The organism is Sphaerisporangium rufum (assembly GCF_016863395.1).
Taxonomy (GTDB): Bacteria; Actinomycetota; Actinomycetes; order Streptosporangiales; family Streptosporangiaceae; genus Sphaerisporangium; species Sphaerisporangium rufum.
The window spans coordinates 86,419-101,693 of the sequence record NZ_BOOU01000068.1; the positions used below are offsets into that span (position 1 = coordinate 86,419).

Here is a 15,275-nt window from a genome sequence, read left to right on the forward strand (position 1 = left end):
CCGCCGGTCGGGTCGATGGCCGCGCATGTCAGTCCGAGCTGGTGAACTCGGCGTCGATCACGTCGTCCCCGCCGCCCGGCGCGCCGGTCGGCTCCTCCCGCGGGGCGGCGGCGCCCAGGCCGTGGTAGACCTGCTGGAGCTCGGAGGTGAGGTCGCGCAGCCGCTCGACCGGCGCCTCCTCGCGGACGGCCTGCCGGGCGTCGCCGACGAGCTGCTCGGCGCGGGCCTTCTCGTGCACCGCCGCCCGCTCGCCGAGCTCGGCGAGCCGGCGTTCCACCTGGTAGGCGGCCGAGTCCAGCTCGTTGCGCGCGTCGATCGCCTCGCGGATGCGGGCGTCCTCGCCGCGGTGCCGCTCGGCGTCCTGCACCATCCGCTCGATCTCCGACCTGTCGAGGTTGGAGCTCTCGCTGATCGTGATGCGCTGCTCGCCGCCGGTGTCCTTGTCGCGGGCGGTGACGTTGAGGATGCCGTTGGCGTCCACGTCGAAGGTGACCTCGATCTGCGGCGCGCCGCGCGGGGCCGGGCGGATGTTCTCCAGCCGGAACCGGCCCAGCGCGCGGTTGTCGGCGGCCCGCTCGCGCTCGCCCTGCAGGACGACCACGTCGACGGCCTGCTGCTCGTCCTCGGCGGTGCTGAACGTCTCGGTGCGGCGGGCCGGGATGGTGGTGTTGCGGTCCAGGATCCTGGTCATCACCCCGCCGAGCGTCTCGATGCCCAGCGACAGCGGGGTGACGTCCAGCAGCAGGACGTCCTTGACCTCGCCCTTGAGCACGCCGGCCTGGATGGCGGCGCCGTCGGCCACCACCTCGTCGGGGTTGACCGTCATGTTGGGCTCCTTGCCGCCGGTGAGCCGCCGGACGGCCTCCTGCACGGCCGGGATGCGGGTGGAGCCGCCGACCAGGATGACCTCGTCCAGGTCGGCCGCCGACAGCTTGGCGTCCTCCATCGCCTGGCGCACCGGCCCCATGGTGCGGTCCACCAGGTCGCGGGTGATCTCGTCGAAGGTGGCGCGCCGCAGGGTGGTGTTGAGGTGCTTGGGGCCGGCCGCGTCGGCGGTGACGAACGGCAGGCTGATGGTGGCCTGGGTGACCGAGGAGAGTTCCACCTTGGCCTTCTCGGCGGCCTCGAACAGCCGCTGCAGGGCCTGGGGGTCGCGGCGCAGGTCGATGCCCTCCTGCCGCTGGAACTCCTCGGCCAGGTGGTCGACGATCCGCCGGTCGAAGTCGTCGCCGCCCAGGTGGGTGTCGCCGGCGGTGGCCCGGACCTCGATGACGCCGTCCCCGATGTCCAGCACGCTGACGTCGAAGGTGCCGCCGCCGAGGTCGAAGACCAGCACCGTCTCGCTGCCCTTCTTCTCCAGCCCGTAGGCCAGCGCGGCGGCGGTCGGCTCGTTGATGATCCGCATGACCTCCAGGCCGGCGATCCGCCCGGCGTCCCGGGTGGCGTGCCGCTGGGCGTCGTTGAAGTAGGCGGGGACGGTGATCACCGCCTCGGTGATCTTCTCGCCGAGGAACCGGGACGCGTCGGCGACGAGCTTGCGCAGGATGAGCGCGGAGATCTCCTCCGGCGCGTACATCTTGCCGCGCACGTCGAAGCGGACGGCGCCGTCCGGGCCGGGGACCACGTCGAAGGAGACGGCGTTCATCTCGCTGCCGACCTCGTCGTAGCGCCGGCCGATGAACCGCTTGACCGAGTAGACGGTGCCCTTGGGGTTGAGGATGGCCTGCCGCCGGGCGAGCTGGCCGACCAGCCGTTCCCCCGATTCGGTGAACGCGACCACCGAGGGGGTGGTGCGCTGCCCTTCGGCGTTCGGGATCACCACCGGCTGGCCGCCCTCGGTGGTGGCGATCACGGAGTTCGTGGTGCCCAGATCGATGCCGACTGCCTTCGCCATCACTGACCTCCCCCTGGCCGCGCGCCCCCCTGCGCGCCGCGGGCGGGGTGGCCGGGGGCGCCGGGGGCGCCGGGCCCCCGCCCGGCCGCCGCGCCGTGGCTTGCGGCCACCCTTCCGTCTCACAGTACTCAGCGAGAAGAAAGGCCAGGTCAGCAGGCGGCAACCGGGAGGAAGAGCGAGCGCGGTCAGGCGGAGCGGTCAGGCGGAGGTACGGGCCAGGGTGAGCGGGGCGCGGAAGGCGGCCCAGACGAGCTTGCCCGGCCCGCCGAGGACCTGCCAACCCCAGGCGGTGCTGACGCTCTCGACCAGGTACAGGCCGCGGCCGGACTCGGCGAGGTCGGCGGCGCGGGTGAGGACCGGCGGCCGGGCGGCCGGGTCGTACACCGCGCACACCACGTGCGCGGCCCGGTGCAGCAGGCGGATCCTGGTCGCCTGGCCGGCGTGCCGCATGGCGTTGGTGACCAGCTCGGAGACCACCAGCCGCGCGTCGCAGGCGAGCTCGCCCAGGCCCCAGTCCTCCAGCGCGGCGACGGTGAAGTCGCGGGCGGTCTTGATCGACGTCGCGGCGCGGCCGAGCACCGGCAGTTCCCGGCCGGCCGGCCGCCACTGGTCGTGCTCGATCGCACCCGGCAGCCACCAGGGAGGCTCGCCCCGTACCACGGTCTGCCGTCGTGCCAGGTGTGCGGTCATCGAGATCCTCACTGCGTCGGGCCGTCACCCGGTCGGAACAAGACGTGCGACGATCAATACTGGGCCACCGGCACGTACGGATGCAAGAACGCTTGCACGTGCAGATGACATTTTTTCCCGCCGAAACGTGATAATTAGGCATTTAGTACGACATGGGAGTGAGGGTGACCCGGTTCCCGGCACCGGGTTGTGCGATCCCCGGGGGGAAATGAGAGACTGTCGGCTTAATCCCCCCGTCCCAGGGAGCACCAATGTTTTCCGCGCTCGGGCAGGACGAGACGCCAGAGGCAGGTGTCGTCGCCTCCTTCACGCGTGGCGGCCCCACGGCGCTGCGCATCCTCCTCGGAGCCCAGCTCCGCAGGTTGCGCCAGGCCAGGAACATCACCCGCGAGCAGGCCGGCGACGCCATCCGCGCGTCGCACGCCAAGATCAGCCGGTTGGAGCTCGGCCGGGTGGGCTTCAAGACCCGGGACGTCGCCGACCTGCTCACCCTGTACGGGGTGGTGGACGACGCCGAGCGCAGCACCTTCCTGGCGCTGGCCGAGCAGGCCAAGGCCCCGGGCTGGTGGCACAAGTACGGCGACCTGCTGCCGTCCTGGTTCGAGCTGTACGTGGGGCTGGAGGAGGCCGCCTCGGTCATCCGCACCTACGAGATCCAGTTCGTGCCCGGCCTGGTGCAGACCGACGAGTACGCCCGCGCCGTGATCATGCTCGGCCACGGCGACGCGCCGGAGGAGGAGATCGACCGGCGCATCGCGCTGCGGATGACCCGCCAGCGGCGGGTCACCTCCGCCGACGGCCCGCGGCTGTGGGCGCTGGTGGACGAGGCGGCGCTGCGCCGCCCGCTCGGCGGCCCCGGCGTCATGCGCGCCCAGGTCGAGCGGCTGCTGGACCTCACCAGGTCGCCCGGCATCACCCTGCAGGTCGTCCCGTTCGGTCAGGGCGGGCACGCCGCGGCCGGCGGGCCGTTCACCATCCTGCGGTTCGACGAGCAGGAGATCCCCGACGTCGTCTACATGGAGCAGCTCACCAGCGCGCTCTACCTGGACAAGCGCGAGGAGACCGACCCGTACATGAAGGTGATGGACCGCCTGTGCGTCGAGGCGGCGACCGTCACCGAGACCCGCCGGTTCCTGGACGATCTCCGCAAGGAATTCTGACCCCACCAGGGGCGGCACGGAAACCGTCCCCTGGGCTGCATACCGGGCCACCTGCCGGGCACGGGCCTGGAACGAGAGAAAACGCAGCTCAGAGGGAGTGGACGAAATGCTACAGGGCAAGACGATCGCCTTCCTGGTGGCCCCGGAGGGCATCGAGCAGGTGGAGCTGACCGAGCCCTGGAAGGCCGTGGAGCAGGCCGGGGGCACCCCCCGGCTGATCTCGACCCAGCCGGGCAAGGCGCAGGCCTTCAACCACCTCGACAAGGCCGACACCTTCGACATCGACGCCACCGCCGACCAGGTGAGCGCCGGCGAGTTCGACGGCCTGGTGCTGCCGGGCGGGGTGGCCAACCCCGACAACCTGCGGATGGACGAGAACGCCGTCCGGTTCGCCCGGAGCTTCTTCGACGCGGGCAAGCCGGTCGCGGCCATCTGCCACGCGCCGTGGACGCTCATCGAGGCCGGCGTGGTGGGCGACCGCGCGCTGACCTCCTGGCCGAGCCTGCGGACCGACCTCACCAACGCGGGCGCCTCCTGGACCGACCAGGAGGTCATGGTCTGCACCAACGGGCCGAACACCCTGATCACCAGCCGCAAGCCCGACGACCTCAAGGCCTTCTGCCAGGCCCTGGTGGAGAACTTCGGCGGCTGACCGCGCACGACCCATCCGGCCCGGACGCTCTCGCGCCCGGGCCGCGGCGCGGACGGGGGCTACGGATGGAACCTCGGCGTCGAGTCGCGGCATGATCTGCTCGGCGATCCAGGCCGGTCGCGATGAAGCTACCCGGCGGCATCCGGCGGCATCGGAGCGGCCCCCACCTCATCGGTTCGACGCCGGCGGTGGTGCGAGCGGACGCGGGCGCGGTTGCCGCAGGCGGCGCTGTCGCACCAGCGCCGGTCCGCACGGGTGGTGACGAAGAGCTTCAGGCAGTGCTGCTCCTGGCAGGCCCCCAGTGGGGGGCCGGTCAGCAGCAGGCCGAGCGCGGCGTGGGCGAGGTGCCGCGCGATCAGTGTGGCCGGCGCGGTGCCCGGTGGAACGGCGAGCGTGGCGTGACCTGCCTGCCAGTGGAGTTCCAGGCCCGTGCCCAAGCGGATGAGGTCGAGCAGTCGCACGGCCGCCCCCGGCTCGGCCGGGGCCCGGCCGGTGGTGGCGTGCAGGAGGAGTTGCACGTCGTCTCGGGTCGTCCGCACGAGGAGCAGGCCACCGGCGTCGACGGCGTGACCCGCCGCCCGGATGCCCGGCCACTCGTCCAGCCAGGCCCGCCACTGCGGAAGGGTGGCGATCCGGTCGCGCTGGGCGGATGATCGGGTGTTCGCGAACGAGATCGCGACGGGCTCAGCCGGCATCGTGCCGCTCGGCCGATCGCAGCACGTTGCGGCCGGTCGTGCCGTCCGCCCAGGTGTACTCCTCGACCAGCAGGATCCCTCCCCCGGCGTCCGGCTCCACACGCATGGTGGCGGTGCCAGTGTGCAACCGGCCGTCGACGCCGAGCTGGCTGTAAGCGGCGCTTACCCGATCGTTTTCGCGCCGGCCGACCAGGCGCCCTTGGACGATCCCGCCGCCGGCGTAGCCGGCCTCGACGAGACCGTCGCGCTCGTGGAACTCGAAGAAGGTGTCGCGGGACACCGCGCTCGCGGGGGAGGTGCTCACCACTTCGAACACACGCAGGTCGAGATCCAGCGGGTCGCCGCCACCCGGCCGCCGCAGCTCGTCGAGCAGGCCGCGCACGGCGCCGGCCACTTCCAGCGGGTAGCCGAGGTAGTCGAAGATCCCGCCGCGGCGCGGGTTGTCGCCGCAGATCACGAAGACGCCGCTGCCCAGGCGCTGCTTGATCGTGGTGGCCAGCCATCCGACGTAACCGCTGTTGTCGATCCGTGGCGCGAACGTGGTCAGCGTGACGCCGAACCGCTCGACGGCGTCCGGCGTGGCCGGCGCGAGGGCGCACCGGCCGTCGACGTCGGTCACCGTGGCGAGGGCTGCGAAGGGCGGGTCGCCGTCGAAGCGCTGGAAGCACCAGGCCCCGGGCAGGTGTGCGAGCTCCGCGGCACGCAGCACCGCCCTCAGCCGCCGCTCGGACTCGACCTGACGCTCATGGGAGATTGAAACCATGGGATCACCCTAACTAATGGGTTATTCCATTAGAAGACCTGATCGAGGCCACCTGGCTGAGGTGTGGGCACGGAGTGAAGCCGCGGGATCGCCGACCCGTCCACCGGGCTGGTCCACCTGCCGGAGGGCGAGTACGACCCGGCGAACGGGCGGCTGCTCGCCCCGGCCGCCGAGACCCCGCCGGCGGCCACGCCCTACCGGTGACCCGGAGGGCCGCCGGTGCCGTGAAGCACCGGCGGCCCCCGCGTCCGGTCAGCCCGCCAGGCGGAGCGGGAGGCGGGCCAGGCGCCAGGCGCCGGGCATGAGCTGGCGTTCCAGCCGTTCGTACGGGACGGCGAGGGTGAGGCCGGGGAAGCGGCGCAGCAGCGCGGCCAGCGCGACCTCGGTCTCCTGGCGGGCCAGCGCGGCGCCCAGGCAGTAGTGCGGGCCGTGGCCGAACCCGGCGTGCGCGTCGCCGCCGGGCCGGCGGGTGATGTCCAGCCGGGCCGGGTCGTCGAACTCGCGGGGGTCGTGGTTGGCGCCGACCAGCATGGCCATCACCGCCTCGCCGCGGCGTACCGGCATGCCGCCGATCTCCAGGTCGCAGGTGGCGTACCGCAGCCGGGTGGCGTGCACCGGGCCGCACCAGCGGATCAGCTCGTGCACGGCGCCCGGCAGCAGGCCGGGGTCGGCGCGCAGCGCGGCGAGCTGGCCGGGGTGGGCGAGCAGCGCGGCGACGCCGTTGCCGATCAGGTGGGCGGTGGTCTCGTGCCCGGCGAGCACCAGGGTGAGCACCATGGTGACCATCTCGGTGTCCGACAGCCGGTCGCCGCCCTGGTCGTGCGCGCGGATCAGCGCGGTCAGCAGGTCGTCGGCGGGCGCGGCGCGGCGATGTTCGATCAGCTCGCGGATGTGCCCGACCATGGCGGCCAGGACGGCACCGACCCCGCCCGGGCGCATCTCGATCAGGGCCCGTCCCCACTGGCGCCACCGCGGCCGGTCCGGTTCGGGGATGCCGACCAGCTCGCAGATGACGGTGATCGGCAGCGGGTAGGCGAAGCCCTCCAGGAAGTCCACCACGCCGCCGGCGGCGCCGTCGGGCAGCCGGTCGAGCAGGTCCTCGGTGATCTGCTCGACCCGGGGACGCAGGGCGCCGACCCGGCGCCGGGTGAAGGCGCGGGACACCAGCGTGCGCAGCCGCAGGTGGTCGGCCCCGTCGACGTCCAGGACGCTGTCGAGATACCTGGCGTACTCGGCGGGCACCCCGCGGGCGGCGAGTTCGCGGGCGCGGATGCCGGCGGCGTCCAGGCCGGCCACGTTGGCCGGGTCGTTGGCGAACCGCGGGTCGGCCAGGACCATGCGCACGTCGGCGTAGCGGGTGACCAGCCACACCGGGGTGCCGCGTCCGGTGAACCGGCCGCGGGCCAGCGGCGCGCGCTCGCGCAGCCGCCCGTACCCGCCGAACGGGTCCCGCATGAGCCGGGGGTCGGTCAGGTCGATCGTCTCCGCCGGCAGGCCGGCGTCGGTAGTGCTGCTGGTGCTGGGAGCGGCCGAAGTTCCCATGCCTGTGCCTTCCTCGGGCATCGATGAGTGTCGCCGGCGCCTCTCCGGCGTCCGGTGCGCGGCCCTGGCGTGCCCGGTGCCCGCCCGTGGGCGGCGGTGCCGGGCCGAGCGCGGGCCCGGCACGGCGTGGCGGGAGAGGAACCGCAAGGATCTATGCGCGCTGGGCGGGCCACTCAACCCTGTGTGTCACAAACCGGCCTAAGTCTGGACGTAGGAGTAAAAGCTGGATTTCTCGGGCCGTTCATGCTCGACCTGCCGCTGAAAGTGTGTTTACCTGCGGGAACACTCCCATCCGGCCAACGCAACCCCCCACTCCCCCTGGCGGCACCCGTGCCGCCCGCGTACGGCAAGGAGAGCCATGGCCCAGCAGACCTCCCCCATCGACGACGACGCGGAACGCCTGGCCGAGCTCGGATACAAGCAGGAACTCGCCCGCACCTGGAGCGGTTTCTCCAACTTCGCCATCTCCTTCTCGATCATCTCCATCCTGGCCGGCTGCTTCACCACCTTCAGCCAGGCATGGAACAACGGCGGCCCGCTCGCCATCTCGGTCGGCTGGCCGCTGATCGCCGCGTTCATCCTGGTCATCGGCTTCTGCCTGGCCGAGCTGGTCTCCGCCTACCCAACCGCCGGCGGCATCTACTGGTGGGCCGCCAAGCTCGGCCGCCCGGTGCACGGCTGGTACACCGGATGGCTCAACCTGATCGGCCTGATCGCGGTCACCGCGTCGGTCGACTACGGCTGCGCCACCTTCCTCAACATCACGATCGGCCGGTTCAGCGAGAGCTGGGCGCGGGGGGACGCGCTGCAGCAGACCTTCCTGCTGTTCGCGGTGGTGCTCGTCCTGCACGCGCTGATCAACATCTTCAGCCACCGGCTGATCTCGCTGCTGCAGAACATCTCGGTGTGGTGGCACGTGGCCGGCGCCGCCGCCGTGGTGCTGATCCTCGCCTTCGGGCCGGAGAAGCACCAGAGCGTCGGCTTCCTGTTCGAGCGGTTCGACAACTCCGGCTTCGGCGCCGGGGACTCCGGCCCGCTGTTCTGGCTGTACGTGCTGCCGCTGGGCTTCCTGCTCACCCAGTACACGATCACCGGCTTCGACGCCTGCGCCCACGTGTCGGAGGAGACCAAGGGCGCGGCGCTCAGCGCGGCCCGCGGCCTGTGGAAGTCGATCTTCTACTCGGCGATCGGCGGCTGGATCCTGCTGCTGTCCTTCCTGTTCGCCGCCACCGACGTCGACGCGGTGAACAAGGAGGGCGGATTCGTCGGGGCGATCTTCACCTCGGCGCTGTCCCCCGGCCTGGCCACGGTGATCTTCGGCATCTCCACCGTCGGCCAGTTCTTCTGCGGGATGAGCTGCGTCACCTCGATGTCGCGGATGATGTACGCCTTCTCCCGGGACGGCGCGGTGCCCGGCTGGCGGCTGTGGTCGCGGGTCGACCGCAACGGCACCCCGGCGAACGCCATCATCGCCGGCTGCGCGGTCGCGCTGCTGCTCACCCTGCCCGCGCTGTACGCGCCGGCCGGCACCGAGGTCCCGGTGGCGTTCCTGGCGGTGGTGTCCATCGCGGTGATCGGGCTCTACCTGGCGTTCCTGATCCCGATCTGGCTGCGGCTGCGCGCGGGCGACGCCTTCCGGCCCGGCCCGTGGACGCTCGGCCGCCGGTACCGGGTGCTGTGCTGGATCGCGGTGGTGGAGATCGCCGTCATCTCGGTGTACTTCGTGCTGCCGCTCGGCCCGGCCGGCGTCCCGGGCAACGCGGAGTTCGCCTGGACCTCGCTCAACTACGCGCCGATCGCGGTCGGCGTCGTGCTGGCCGGCATCGCGCTGTGGTGGCGGCTGTCGGCCCGGCACTGGTTCACCGGCCCGCGCCGCACCGTGGACGACCGGCCCGCGGACCGGCCGGCCGGCTGATCGCGAGCCGCCGATTGCACTAGACCGACCGGTCGGTCTAGTGTGGTCATCATGACCGACGAGAAGGACACCCGGCGGCGCATCCTCGCCACCGCGGCCGACCTGTTCCGCCGCCAGGGCTACAGCGGCACCGGGCTCAGCCAGGTGCTGGCGGCGGCACAGGTCCCCAAAGGCACGCTCTACCACCATTTCCCCGGCGGCAAGGAACAGCTCGGCGTGGAGGCGGTCCGCGCCGGCGGCGCCGAGATCCGCGCGCTGCTGGAGTCATTGATCGCCGGCGCCGGTCGGCCCGGCGACGCCCTGGACGGCACCGTCAGGCTGTTCCGCGCGGCGCTGGAGTCCTCCGACTACACCGAGGGCTGCCCGGTCGCCACGGTGGCGCTGGAATCGGCCGGCTGCGATCCGCTGCGGGCCGCGTGCGACGAGGCGTACCGGTCCTGGACCGACCTCATCGCCACCGCCCTCGGCCGGTGGGAGGTGCCGGCCGACCGCCACGACGACCTGGCCACCACCATCCTGGCCACGCTGGAGGGCGCCCTGCTGCTCGCCCGCGTCCGGCGGGACACCGCCCCGCTGGACGCCGCCGCCCGCCAGCTGCGCGTCCTGGTGGACGCCGCCGTCCCGGCCGGCGCGAGGTGAGCGGCATGCGGGTCCACCACCTCAACTGCGGGACGATGAGCCCGCCGCTGCGCCGGCTGGTCAACGGCACCGGCGGCCTGCTGGACCGGGGGCGGATGGTCTGCCACTGCCTGCTGGTCGAGAGCGACGACGGCCTGGTCCTGGTGGACGCCGGGTTCGGGCTCGCCGACCTCCGCCGGCCGGCGGAACACCTCGGCCGGTGGTTCCTCCGGCAGAACAGGCCGCTGCTGGACCCGGCGGAGACCGCCGTCCGGCAGGTGGAGCGGCTCGGCCACGCCGCCGGGGACGTGCGGCACATCATCGTCACCCACCTGGATGTGGACCACGCCGGCGGGCTCGCGGACTTCCCGCACGCCGAGGTGCACGTGAGCGCGGCCGAGCTGGCGGCTGCCCGCCATCCGGCCACCGCGCTGGAGCGCCGGCGCTACCGGACGGCGCAGTGGGCGCACGGCCCGCGCTGGGCGGAGTACGGCACCGGCGGCGACCGGTGGCACGGGTTCACCGGGGTGCGGGAGATCCCCGGCCTGCCCGGCCTGCTGCTGGTGCCGCTGGCCGGGCACACCCGCGGCCACACCGGCGTGGCCGTCGACACCGGACGGGAGGGCGCCGCCCGGTGGCTGGTGCACGCCGGTGACGCCTACTTCCACCACGACCAGCTCGCGCCCGACCGGCACCGGTGCCCGCCGGGGCTGCGGCTGTTCCAGTCGCTCATGCAGGCCGACCGCGCGGCCCGGCTGGCCAACCTGGGCCGGCTGCGCGCGCTGGCCGCCGGCGGCGCGGCCGAGATCTTCTCGGCGCACGACCCGGTGGAACTCGACCGCTTCCGCCCGGCGACGCCGGACCAGACAGCGGCCCGGCCGGCCCTATGACAGGTGCGCCGGGCACCGGTGCCCGGCGCGGCCGGCCGCCCGCCGGTGGGGCCGGGACGGCGGAGCGCGCCGCGAAGGCGGCGGAGCCCGGGCAGCGGGTCCACGCAGGGGCCGCGCGGCGCGGGTCGGGTGGCGCGGGTCAGCCGGCGGGGAACGCCTCGAACGCGGCGGCGACCACCCGGCGGACCTCGTCGAAGGGCGGGGCGCCGCCCGGCAGTTCGCGGGCGAGCGAGGTCATGTCCACCTCCGGCATGCCGCACGGCACCGCGTAGTGCCAGGGGTCGAGGTCGCCCTCCACGTTGAGCGCGAACCCGTGGCTGGTGACCCCGCGGCTCGAGCGCATCCCGATGGAGACGATCTTGCGGCCGGTGTCGCGGGTCCACACCCCGGTGAGCAGTTCCGACCCGGGCGGGGTGTCGCGGCGCTCGGCGGGCACGCCGAGGCGGGACAGCGCGTCGACCAGCCGCAGCTCGACCTCGCGGACGTAGTCGACGATGCCCTCGTCCACGCGCAGCTTGACGACCAGGTAGCCGACAAGCTGGCCGGGACCGTGGTAGGTCAGCTGGCCGCCGCGGCCGGTGGCGACCACCGGGATGCCGTGCGCGGGGTCGGGAAGGTGCTCGGCCGCGGTGCGCTTGCCCACGGTGAACACCTGGGGGTGGCTGAGCAGCCACAACGTGTCGGGCCGGGCGTCACGCTGCCGTTCGTCGACCAGGTCGGCCATCCGCTCCATGGCCTTCTCGTACTCGACCAGCTCGTCGACGACCGGCGCCAGCGGCCGCGCGCGTACCGTTCGTTCGCTCACGCGTCCGAGCATACGTCCGACGAACCGATGACCGGCGGCCGGTCGGCCGCCCCGGCCCGCGCCGGCTTCGGGCACCGGGCGCCGGTCGGCGCCCGCCGGGCCGGCCCGGCGGGCGGCGCCCGAGTCAGGCACCCGAGTCAGGCGCCCCGGGTCAGCGGCGGTAGCCGTAGCCGGCGCCGGCCGGTGCCTTCGGAATGACCAGCCACATGATCAGGTAGATGACGAACTGCGGGCCGGGCAGCACGCAGGACAGCACGAAGAGCAGGCGGACCATGGTGGGCGTCCAGCCCCAGCTCTCCGCCAGGCCACCGCACACGCCGGCGATCATCTTGTGCTCGCGCGATCTGTACATCAACGGCTCCTCCCCCGAGTCCATTCACTCGGTCAACGATCCCCGCTCCTGCCCGGTTCCCGGAAATTCACACGTTCCCGGCCCGCGGCGGCGGGCACGTCCTGATCAGCGCGTGGACCCTCTAAGGTGGCAATCCCCTGACCATGGAGAGCAAAGTGGACCTCCCGACCCTGCAGGCGCAGCACCGCCTCATCGTGCGCCAGAAGATCACCATGATGGTGAACCGCTACGTGGTGCACATCGAATTGCCCGACGGCTCCGAAGGCCCGATGGTGGCGTTCGCCGAGCAGAAGCGGCTGGCCTTCAAAGAGCAGGTCACGTTGTACACCGACGACTCGCGGCAGTACGTGCTCGCCGGGTTCAAGGCCCGCAAGGTGATCGACCTGGCCAGCGGCTACGACGTCGTGGACCATGGCGGGCAGCCGATCGGCTTCTTCAAGAAGGAGTTCGCCGCCTCGCTGATCCGCTCCACCTGGCACTTCCAGCAGCCCGGCATGCCGACCTTCACCGGGCAGGAGCGCAACGTGCTGGTGAGCGTGCTGCGCCGGTTCGTCGACTCGCTGTCGTGGCTGCCGTACCACTTCGACTTCGGGCAGGGCGCGCAGATCGCGTTCTCGGTGGACCGCAAGTGGGGGCTGCGCGACCGCTACCTGGTGGACATCCAGGACCCGCGCCTGGACCGCCGCCTGATCATCGCGATGGCGGTGGCCCTGGACGCGCTGCAGGCCCGCTGACCGTCCCCGCGCGGGCGTGACGGCGGCCCCGGCCGGGCCGGGGCCGCCGCCATGCCCGGCTCACACCCCGGTGGGGTGCCAGACGGTCTTGGTCTCCAGGAACGCGGTCAGCCGCTCGACGCCCGGGTCGGCCGACCAGTCGATCTTCCCGGCCGGCGGGCGCAGCACCCGCTTGAGGTTCTCCGCGGCGTCCCGCTCGCAGGCCACCGCCAGCTCCTCGTCGCAGCCGGTCAGGTCGATGGCGTTCACGTCCATGTGTCCCGCCAGCCACGGCGCCAGCTCGGCCACCCGGCCGGTGAGCAGGTTCACCACGCCGCCCGGCAGGTCGGAGGTGGCGAGCACCTCGGCCAGCGTGATCGCCGGCAGCGGGGCCCGCTCGGAGGTCACCACCACGCAAGTGTTGCCGGTGACGATCACCGGGGCGACGACCGACACCAGGCCGAGCAGCGGCGCCTGCTGCGGCGCCACCACGGCGACCACGCCGGTCGGCTCGGGGGTGGACAGGTTGAAGTACGGCCCGGCCACCGGGTTCGCCGCGCCGCGGATCGCGCCGATCTTGTCCGACCAGCCCGCGTACCAGACCAGCCGGTCCACCGCGGCGTCGGCCAGCTCGCCGGCCCGGCGGGCGGAGACGCCGTCGGCGTCGGCCAGCTCGGCGGCGAACTGCGCCCGCCGGCCCTCCAGCATCTCGGCGATCCGGTAGAGGATCTGCCCGCGGTTGTAGGCGGTGGCACCCGACCAGCCGGGGAACGCCTTGCGCGCGGCCGTCACCGCGTCCCGGGCGTCCTTGCGGGACGCCCGGGAGGCGTTGGCCAGGAAGTCGCCCTTGGAGGAGGTCACCACGTAGGACCTTCCGCTCTCCGACCGGGGGAACGCCCCGCCGATGTACAGCTTGTAGGTCTTGCGTACGGCGAGCCGGCCGCTCTCAGTCATCGCCCCTCCAGGTGGTCTCTTCGCAGGAGAGCCGCGCCGGGGTGGCGACCTGGTGGCAGCGGCTCACCCCGCAGCGGTGGGCGAACCACCCGCGGCGGGTCGTCAGGGGGGCCTGGCCGGCCCGGGCGTGCGCGTGCCCGCGGGCCGCCTGGGCCCGCCGCCGGCGGCGCGGCCCGCGCCGGTGCTCGCAGGGCTCAGACATCGAGATACGCCTCCAGCCCGTGCCGGCCGCCCTCGCGGCCGTAACCCGACTCCCGGTAGCCGCCGAACGGCGAGGTGGGGTCGAACCGGTTGAAGGTGTTGGCCCAGACCACGCCGGCGCGCAGCCGGTCGGCGGTCCACAGGATGCGCGAGCCCTTCTCGGTCCACACCCCGGCGGACAGGCCGAAGGGGGTGTTGTTGGCCTTCTCCACCGCCTCGGCCGGGGTCCGGAAGGTGAGGACCGACAGCACCGGGCCGAAGATCTCCTCCCGGGCGATGCGGTGCGACTGGGCGACGCCGGTGAACAGGGTCGGCGGGAACCAGTAGCCCTTGTCGGGGATCGGGCAGGACGGCGACCAGCGCTCGGCGCCCTCCTGCTCGCCCGCCTCGCTCAGCTCCCTGATCTTCGCCAGCTGGGCGGCCGAGTTGATCGCGCCGATGTCGGTGTTCTTGTCCAGCGGGTCGCCGAGCCGCAGGGTGGCCAGCCGCCGCTTGAGGGCGTCCAGCAGCTCGCCCTCGATCGACTCCTGGACCAGCAGCCGGGATCCGGCGCAGCAGACGTGGCCCTGGTTGAAGAAGATGCCGTTGACGATGCCCTCGACGGCCTGGTCGAGCGCCGCGTCCTCGTACACGATGTTGGCGGCCTTGCCGCCGAGCTCCAGGGTGAGCTTCTTGCGGGTGCCGGCCACCGAGCGGGCGATCTGCCGCCCGACCTCGGTCGAGCCGGTGAACGCGACCTTCCGCACGCCGGGGTGCTCCACCAGCGCGCGTCCGGTGGCGCCGGCGCCGGTCACGATGTTCACCACGCCGGGCGGCAGGTCGGCCTGCCGGCAGATCTCGGCGAACGCCAGCGCGGTCAGCGGCGTCGTCTCGGCGGGCTTCAGCACCACGGTGTTGCCGCAGGCCAGCGCGGGCGCGATCTTCCAGGCCAGCATGAGCAGCGGGAAGTTCCACGGGATGACCTGCGCGGCCACCCCGAGCGGCCGGGGCGCCGGGCCGAACCCGGCGTACTCCAGCTTGTCGGCCCAGCCCGCGTGGTAGAAGAAGTGCGCGGCGACCAGCGGCAGGTCCACGTCCCGCGACTCGCGGATCGGCTTGCCGTTGTCCAGCGACTCCAGCACGGCCAGCTCGCGGGCCCGCTCCTGGATGATCCGGGCGATGCGGAACAGGTACTTGGCCCGCTCCCGGCCGGGCATGCGGCTCCAGACCGTGTCGTAAGCGGCGCGCGCGGCGGTGACGGCCCGGTCCACGTCGGCGTCGGTGGCCATGGTGAACTCGGCGAGGACCTCCTCGCTGGCCGGGTTGACGGTCTTCTCGCGCTCGCCGCCCGGCGAGTCGACCCACTCGCCGTTGACGAACAGGCCGTAGGAGGGGCGGATGTCGACGACGTCCCGCGACTCGGGCGCCGGTGCGTACTCGAACATGGGGGCC

The 15,275-nt window shown here is 73.0% G+C and carries 16 protein-coding genes; 6 read left to right on the forward strand and 10 right to left on the reverse strand.

Annotated features, from left to right (window positions below; all coding sequences use genetic code 11):
* Positions 1-28: 28 nt before the first annotated feature.
* Entirely contained in the window at positions 29-1,894 is a 1,866-nt protein-coding gene (gene dnaK, locus Sru01_RS25380; protein ID WP_203990434.1) for a molecular chaperone DnaK, read from the reverse strand.
* A 198-nt stretch (positions 1,895-2,092) separates the two neighbouring features.
* The gene (locus Sru01_RS25385; protein ID WP_203990435.1) at positions 2,093-2,584 is read right to left on the reverse strand and encodes an ATP-binding protein; all 492 of its coding nucleotides are present in this window, start codon (positions 2,582-2,584) and stop codon (positions 2,093-2,095) included.
* Positions 2,585-2,835: 251 nt separating this feature from the next.
* Here Sru01_RS25385 and Sru01_RS25390 point away from each other — a divergent pair, with 251 nt between their 5' ends.
* Together Sru01_RS25390 and Sru01_RS25395 are read left to right on the forward strand one after the other, a co-directional pair.
* Complete coding sequence (locus Sru01_RS25390) at positions 2,836-3,744, forward strand: Sco1979 family transcriptional regulator (RefSeq protein ID WP_203990436.1); 909 nt, start codon at positions 2,836-2,838, stop codon at positions 3,742-3,744.
* Positions 3,745-3,850: 106 nt separating this feature from the next.
* On the forward strand, positions 3,851-4,396 hold the full coding sequence (locus tag Sru01_RS25395; protein ID WP_203990437.1) for a type 1 glutamine amidotransferase domain-containing protein: 546 nt from the start codon (positions 3,851-3,853) through the stop codon (positions 4,394-4,396).
* A gap of 128 nt (positions 4,397-4,524) precedes the next feature.
* On the opposite strand, the gene Sru01_RS25400 is transcribed toward Sru01_RS25395, so the two are convergent.
* The 3 genes from Sru01_RS25400 to Sru01_RS25410 form a co-directional block, all read right to left on the reverse strand.
* Positions 4,525-5,091, reverse strand: coding sequence for a CGNR zinc finger domain-containing protein (locus tag Sru01_RS25400; protein WP_203990439.1), 567 nt, complete (start codon positions 5,089-5,091; stop codon positions 4,525-4,527).
* On the reverse strand, positions 5,081-5,854 hold the full coding sequence (locus tag Sru01_RS25405) for a DUF6196 family protein (RefSeq protein ID WP_203990440.1): 774 nt from the start codon (positions 5,852-5,854) through the stop codon (positions 5,081-5,083). Before Sru01_RS25405 ends, Sru01_RS25400 begins: the two co-directional genes overlap by 11 nt.
* 252 nt (positions 5,855-6,106) lie before the next feature.
* Complete coding sequence (locus tag Sru01_RS25410) at positions 6,107-7,396, reverse strand: cytochrome P450 family protein (protein WP_203990442.1); 1,290 nt, start codon at positions 7,394-7,396, stop codon at positions 6,107-6,109.
* 358 nt (positions 7,397-7,754) lie between these two features.
* Between Sru01_RS25410 and Sru01_RS25415 the strand changes: the two genes are divergently transcribed.
* Genes Sru01_RS25415 through Sru01_RS25425 form a run of 3 tightly spaced genes read left to right on the forward strand, consistent with a single transcriptional unit; the run spans position 7,755 to position 10,819 of the window.
* Positions 7,755-9,311: an amino acid permease gene (locus Sru01_RS25415; protein ID WP_203990444.1), complete on the forward strand. Its 1,557-nt coding sequence runs from the start codon at positions 7,755-7,757 to the stop codon at positions 9,309-9,311.
* Between the two features lie 51 nt (positions 9,312-9,362).
* Entirely contained in the window at positions 9,363-9,950 is a 588-nt protein-coding gene (locus tag Sru01_RS25420) for a TetR/AcrR family transcriptional regulator (RefSeq protein ID WP_203990446.1), read from the forward strand.
* 5 nt (positions 9,951-9,955) lie between these two features.
* The gene (locus Sru01_RS25425; RefSeq protein ID WP_203990448.1) at positions 9,956-10,819 is read left to right on the forward strand and encodes an MBL fold metallo-hydrolase; all 864 of its coding nucleotides are present in this window, start codon (positions 9,956-9,958) and stop codon (positions 10,817-10,819) included.
* Between the two features lie 139 nt (positions 10,820-10,958).
* On the opposite strand, the gene lipB is transcribed toward Sru01_RS25425, so the two are convergent.
* Entirely contained in the window at positions 10,959-11,624 is a 666-nt protein-coding gene (lipB, locus tag Sru01_RS25430; RefSeq protein ID WP_239137727.1) for a lipoyl(octanoyl) transferase LipB, read from the reverse strand.
* 151 nt (positions 11,625-11,775) lie between these two features.
* Complete coding sequence (locus tag Sru01_RS25435; protein WP_203990450.1) at positions 11,776-11,976, reverse strand: PspC domain-containing protein; 201 nt, start codon at positions 11,974-11,976, stop codon at positions 11,776-11,778.
* Between the two features lie 155 nt (positions 11,977-12,131).
* Here Sru01_RS25435 and Sru01_RS25440 point away from each other — a divergent pair, with 155 nt between their 5' ends.
* A complete protein-coding gene (locus Sru01_RS25440; protein WP_239137728.1) occupies positions 12,132-12,710 on the forward strand; it encodes an LURP-one-related family protein in 579 nt (192 codons plus the stop codon).
* A 60-nt stretch (positions 12,711-12,770) separates the two neighbouring features.
* Here the strand turns inward: Sru01_RS25440 and Sru01_RS25445 are convergent, their stop codons facing one another.
* Genes Sru01_RS25445 through Sru01_RS25455 form a run of 3 tightly spaced genes read right to left on the reverse strand, consistent with a single transcriptional unit; the run spans position 12,771 to position 15,268 of the window.
* Positions 12,771-13,643 (reverse strand): aldehyde dehydrogenase family protein, encoded by an 873-nt coding sequence (locus tag Sru01_RS25445; RefSeq protein ID WP_203990452.1) that lies wholly within the window; start codon positions 13,641-13,643, stop codon positions 12,771-12,773.
* Positions 13,636-13,845 (reverse strand): hypothetical protein, encoded by a 210-nt coding sequence (locus tag Sru01_RS25450; protein ID WP_203990453.1) that lies wholly within the window; start codon positions 13,843-13,845, stop codon positions 13,636-13,638. Before Sru01_RS25450 ends, Sru01_RS25445 begins: the two co-directional genes overlap by 8 nt.
* Positions 13,838-15,268, reverse strand: coding sequence for an aldehyde dehydrogenase family protein (locus Sru01_RS25455; protein WP_203990454.1), 1,431 nt, complete (start codon positions 15,266-15,268; stop codon positions 13,838-13,840). Before Sru01_RS25455 ends, Sru01_RS25450 begins: the two co-directional genes overlap by 8 nt.
* Positions 15,269-15,275: the final 7 nt, after the last annotated feature.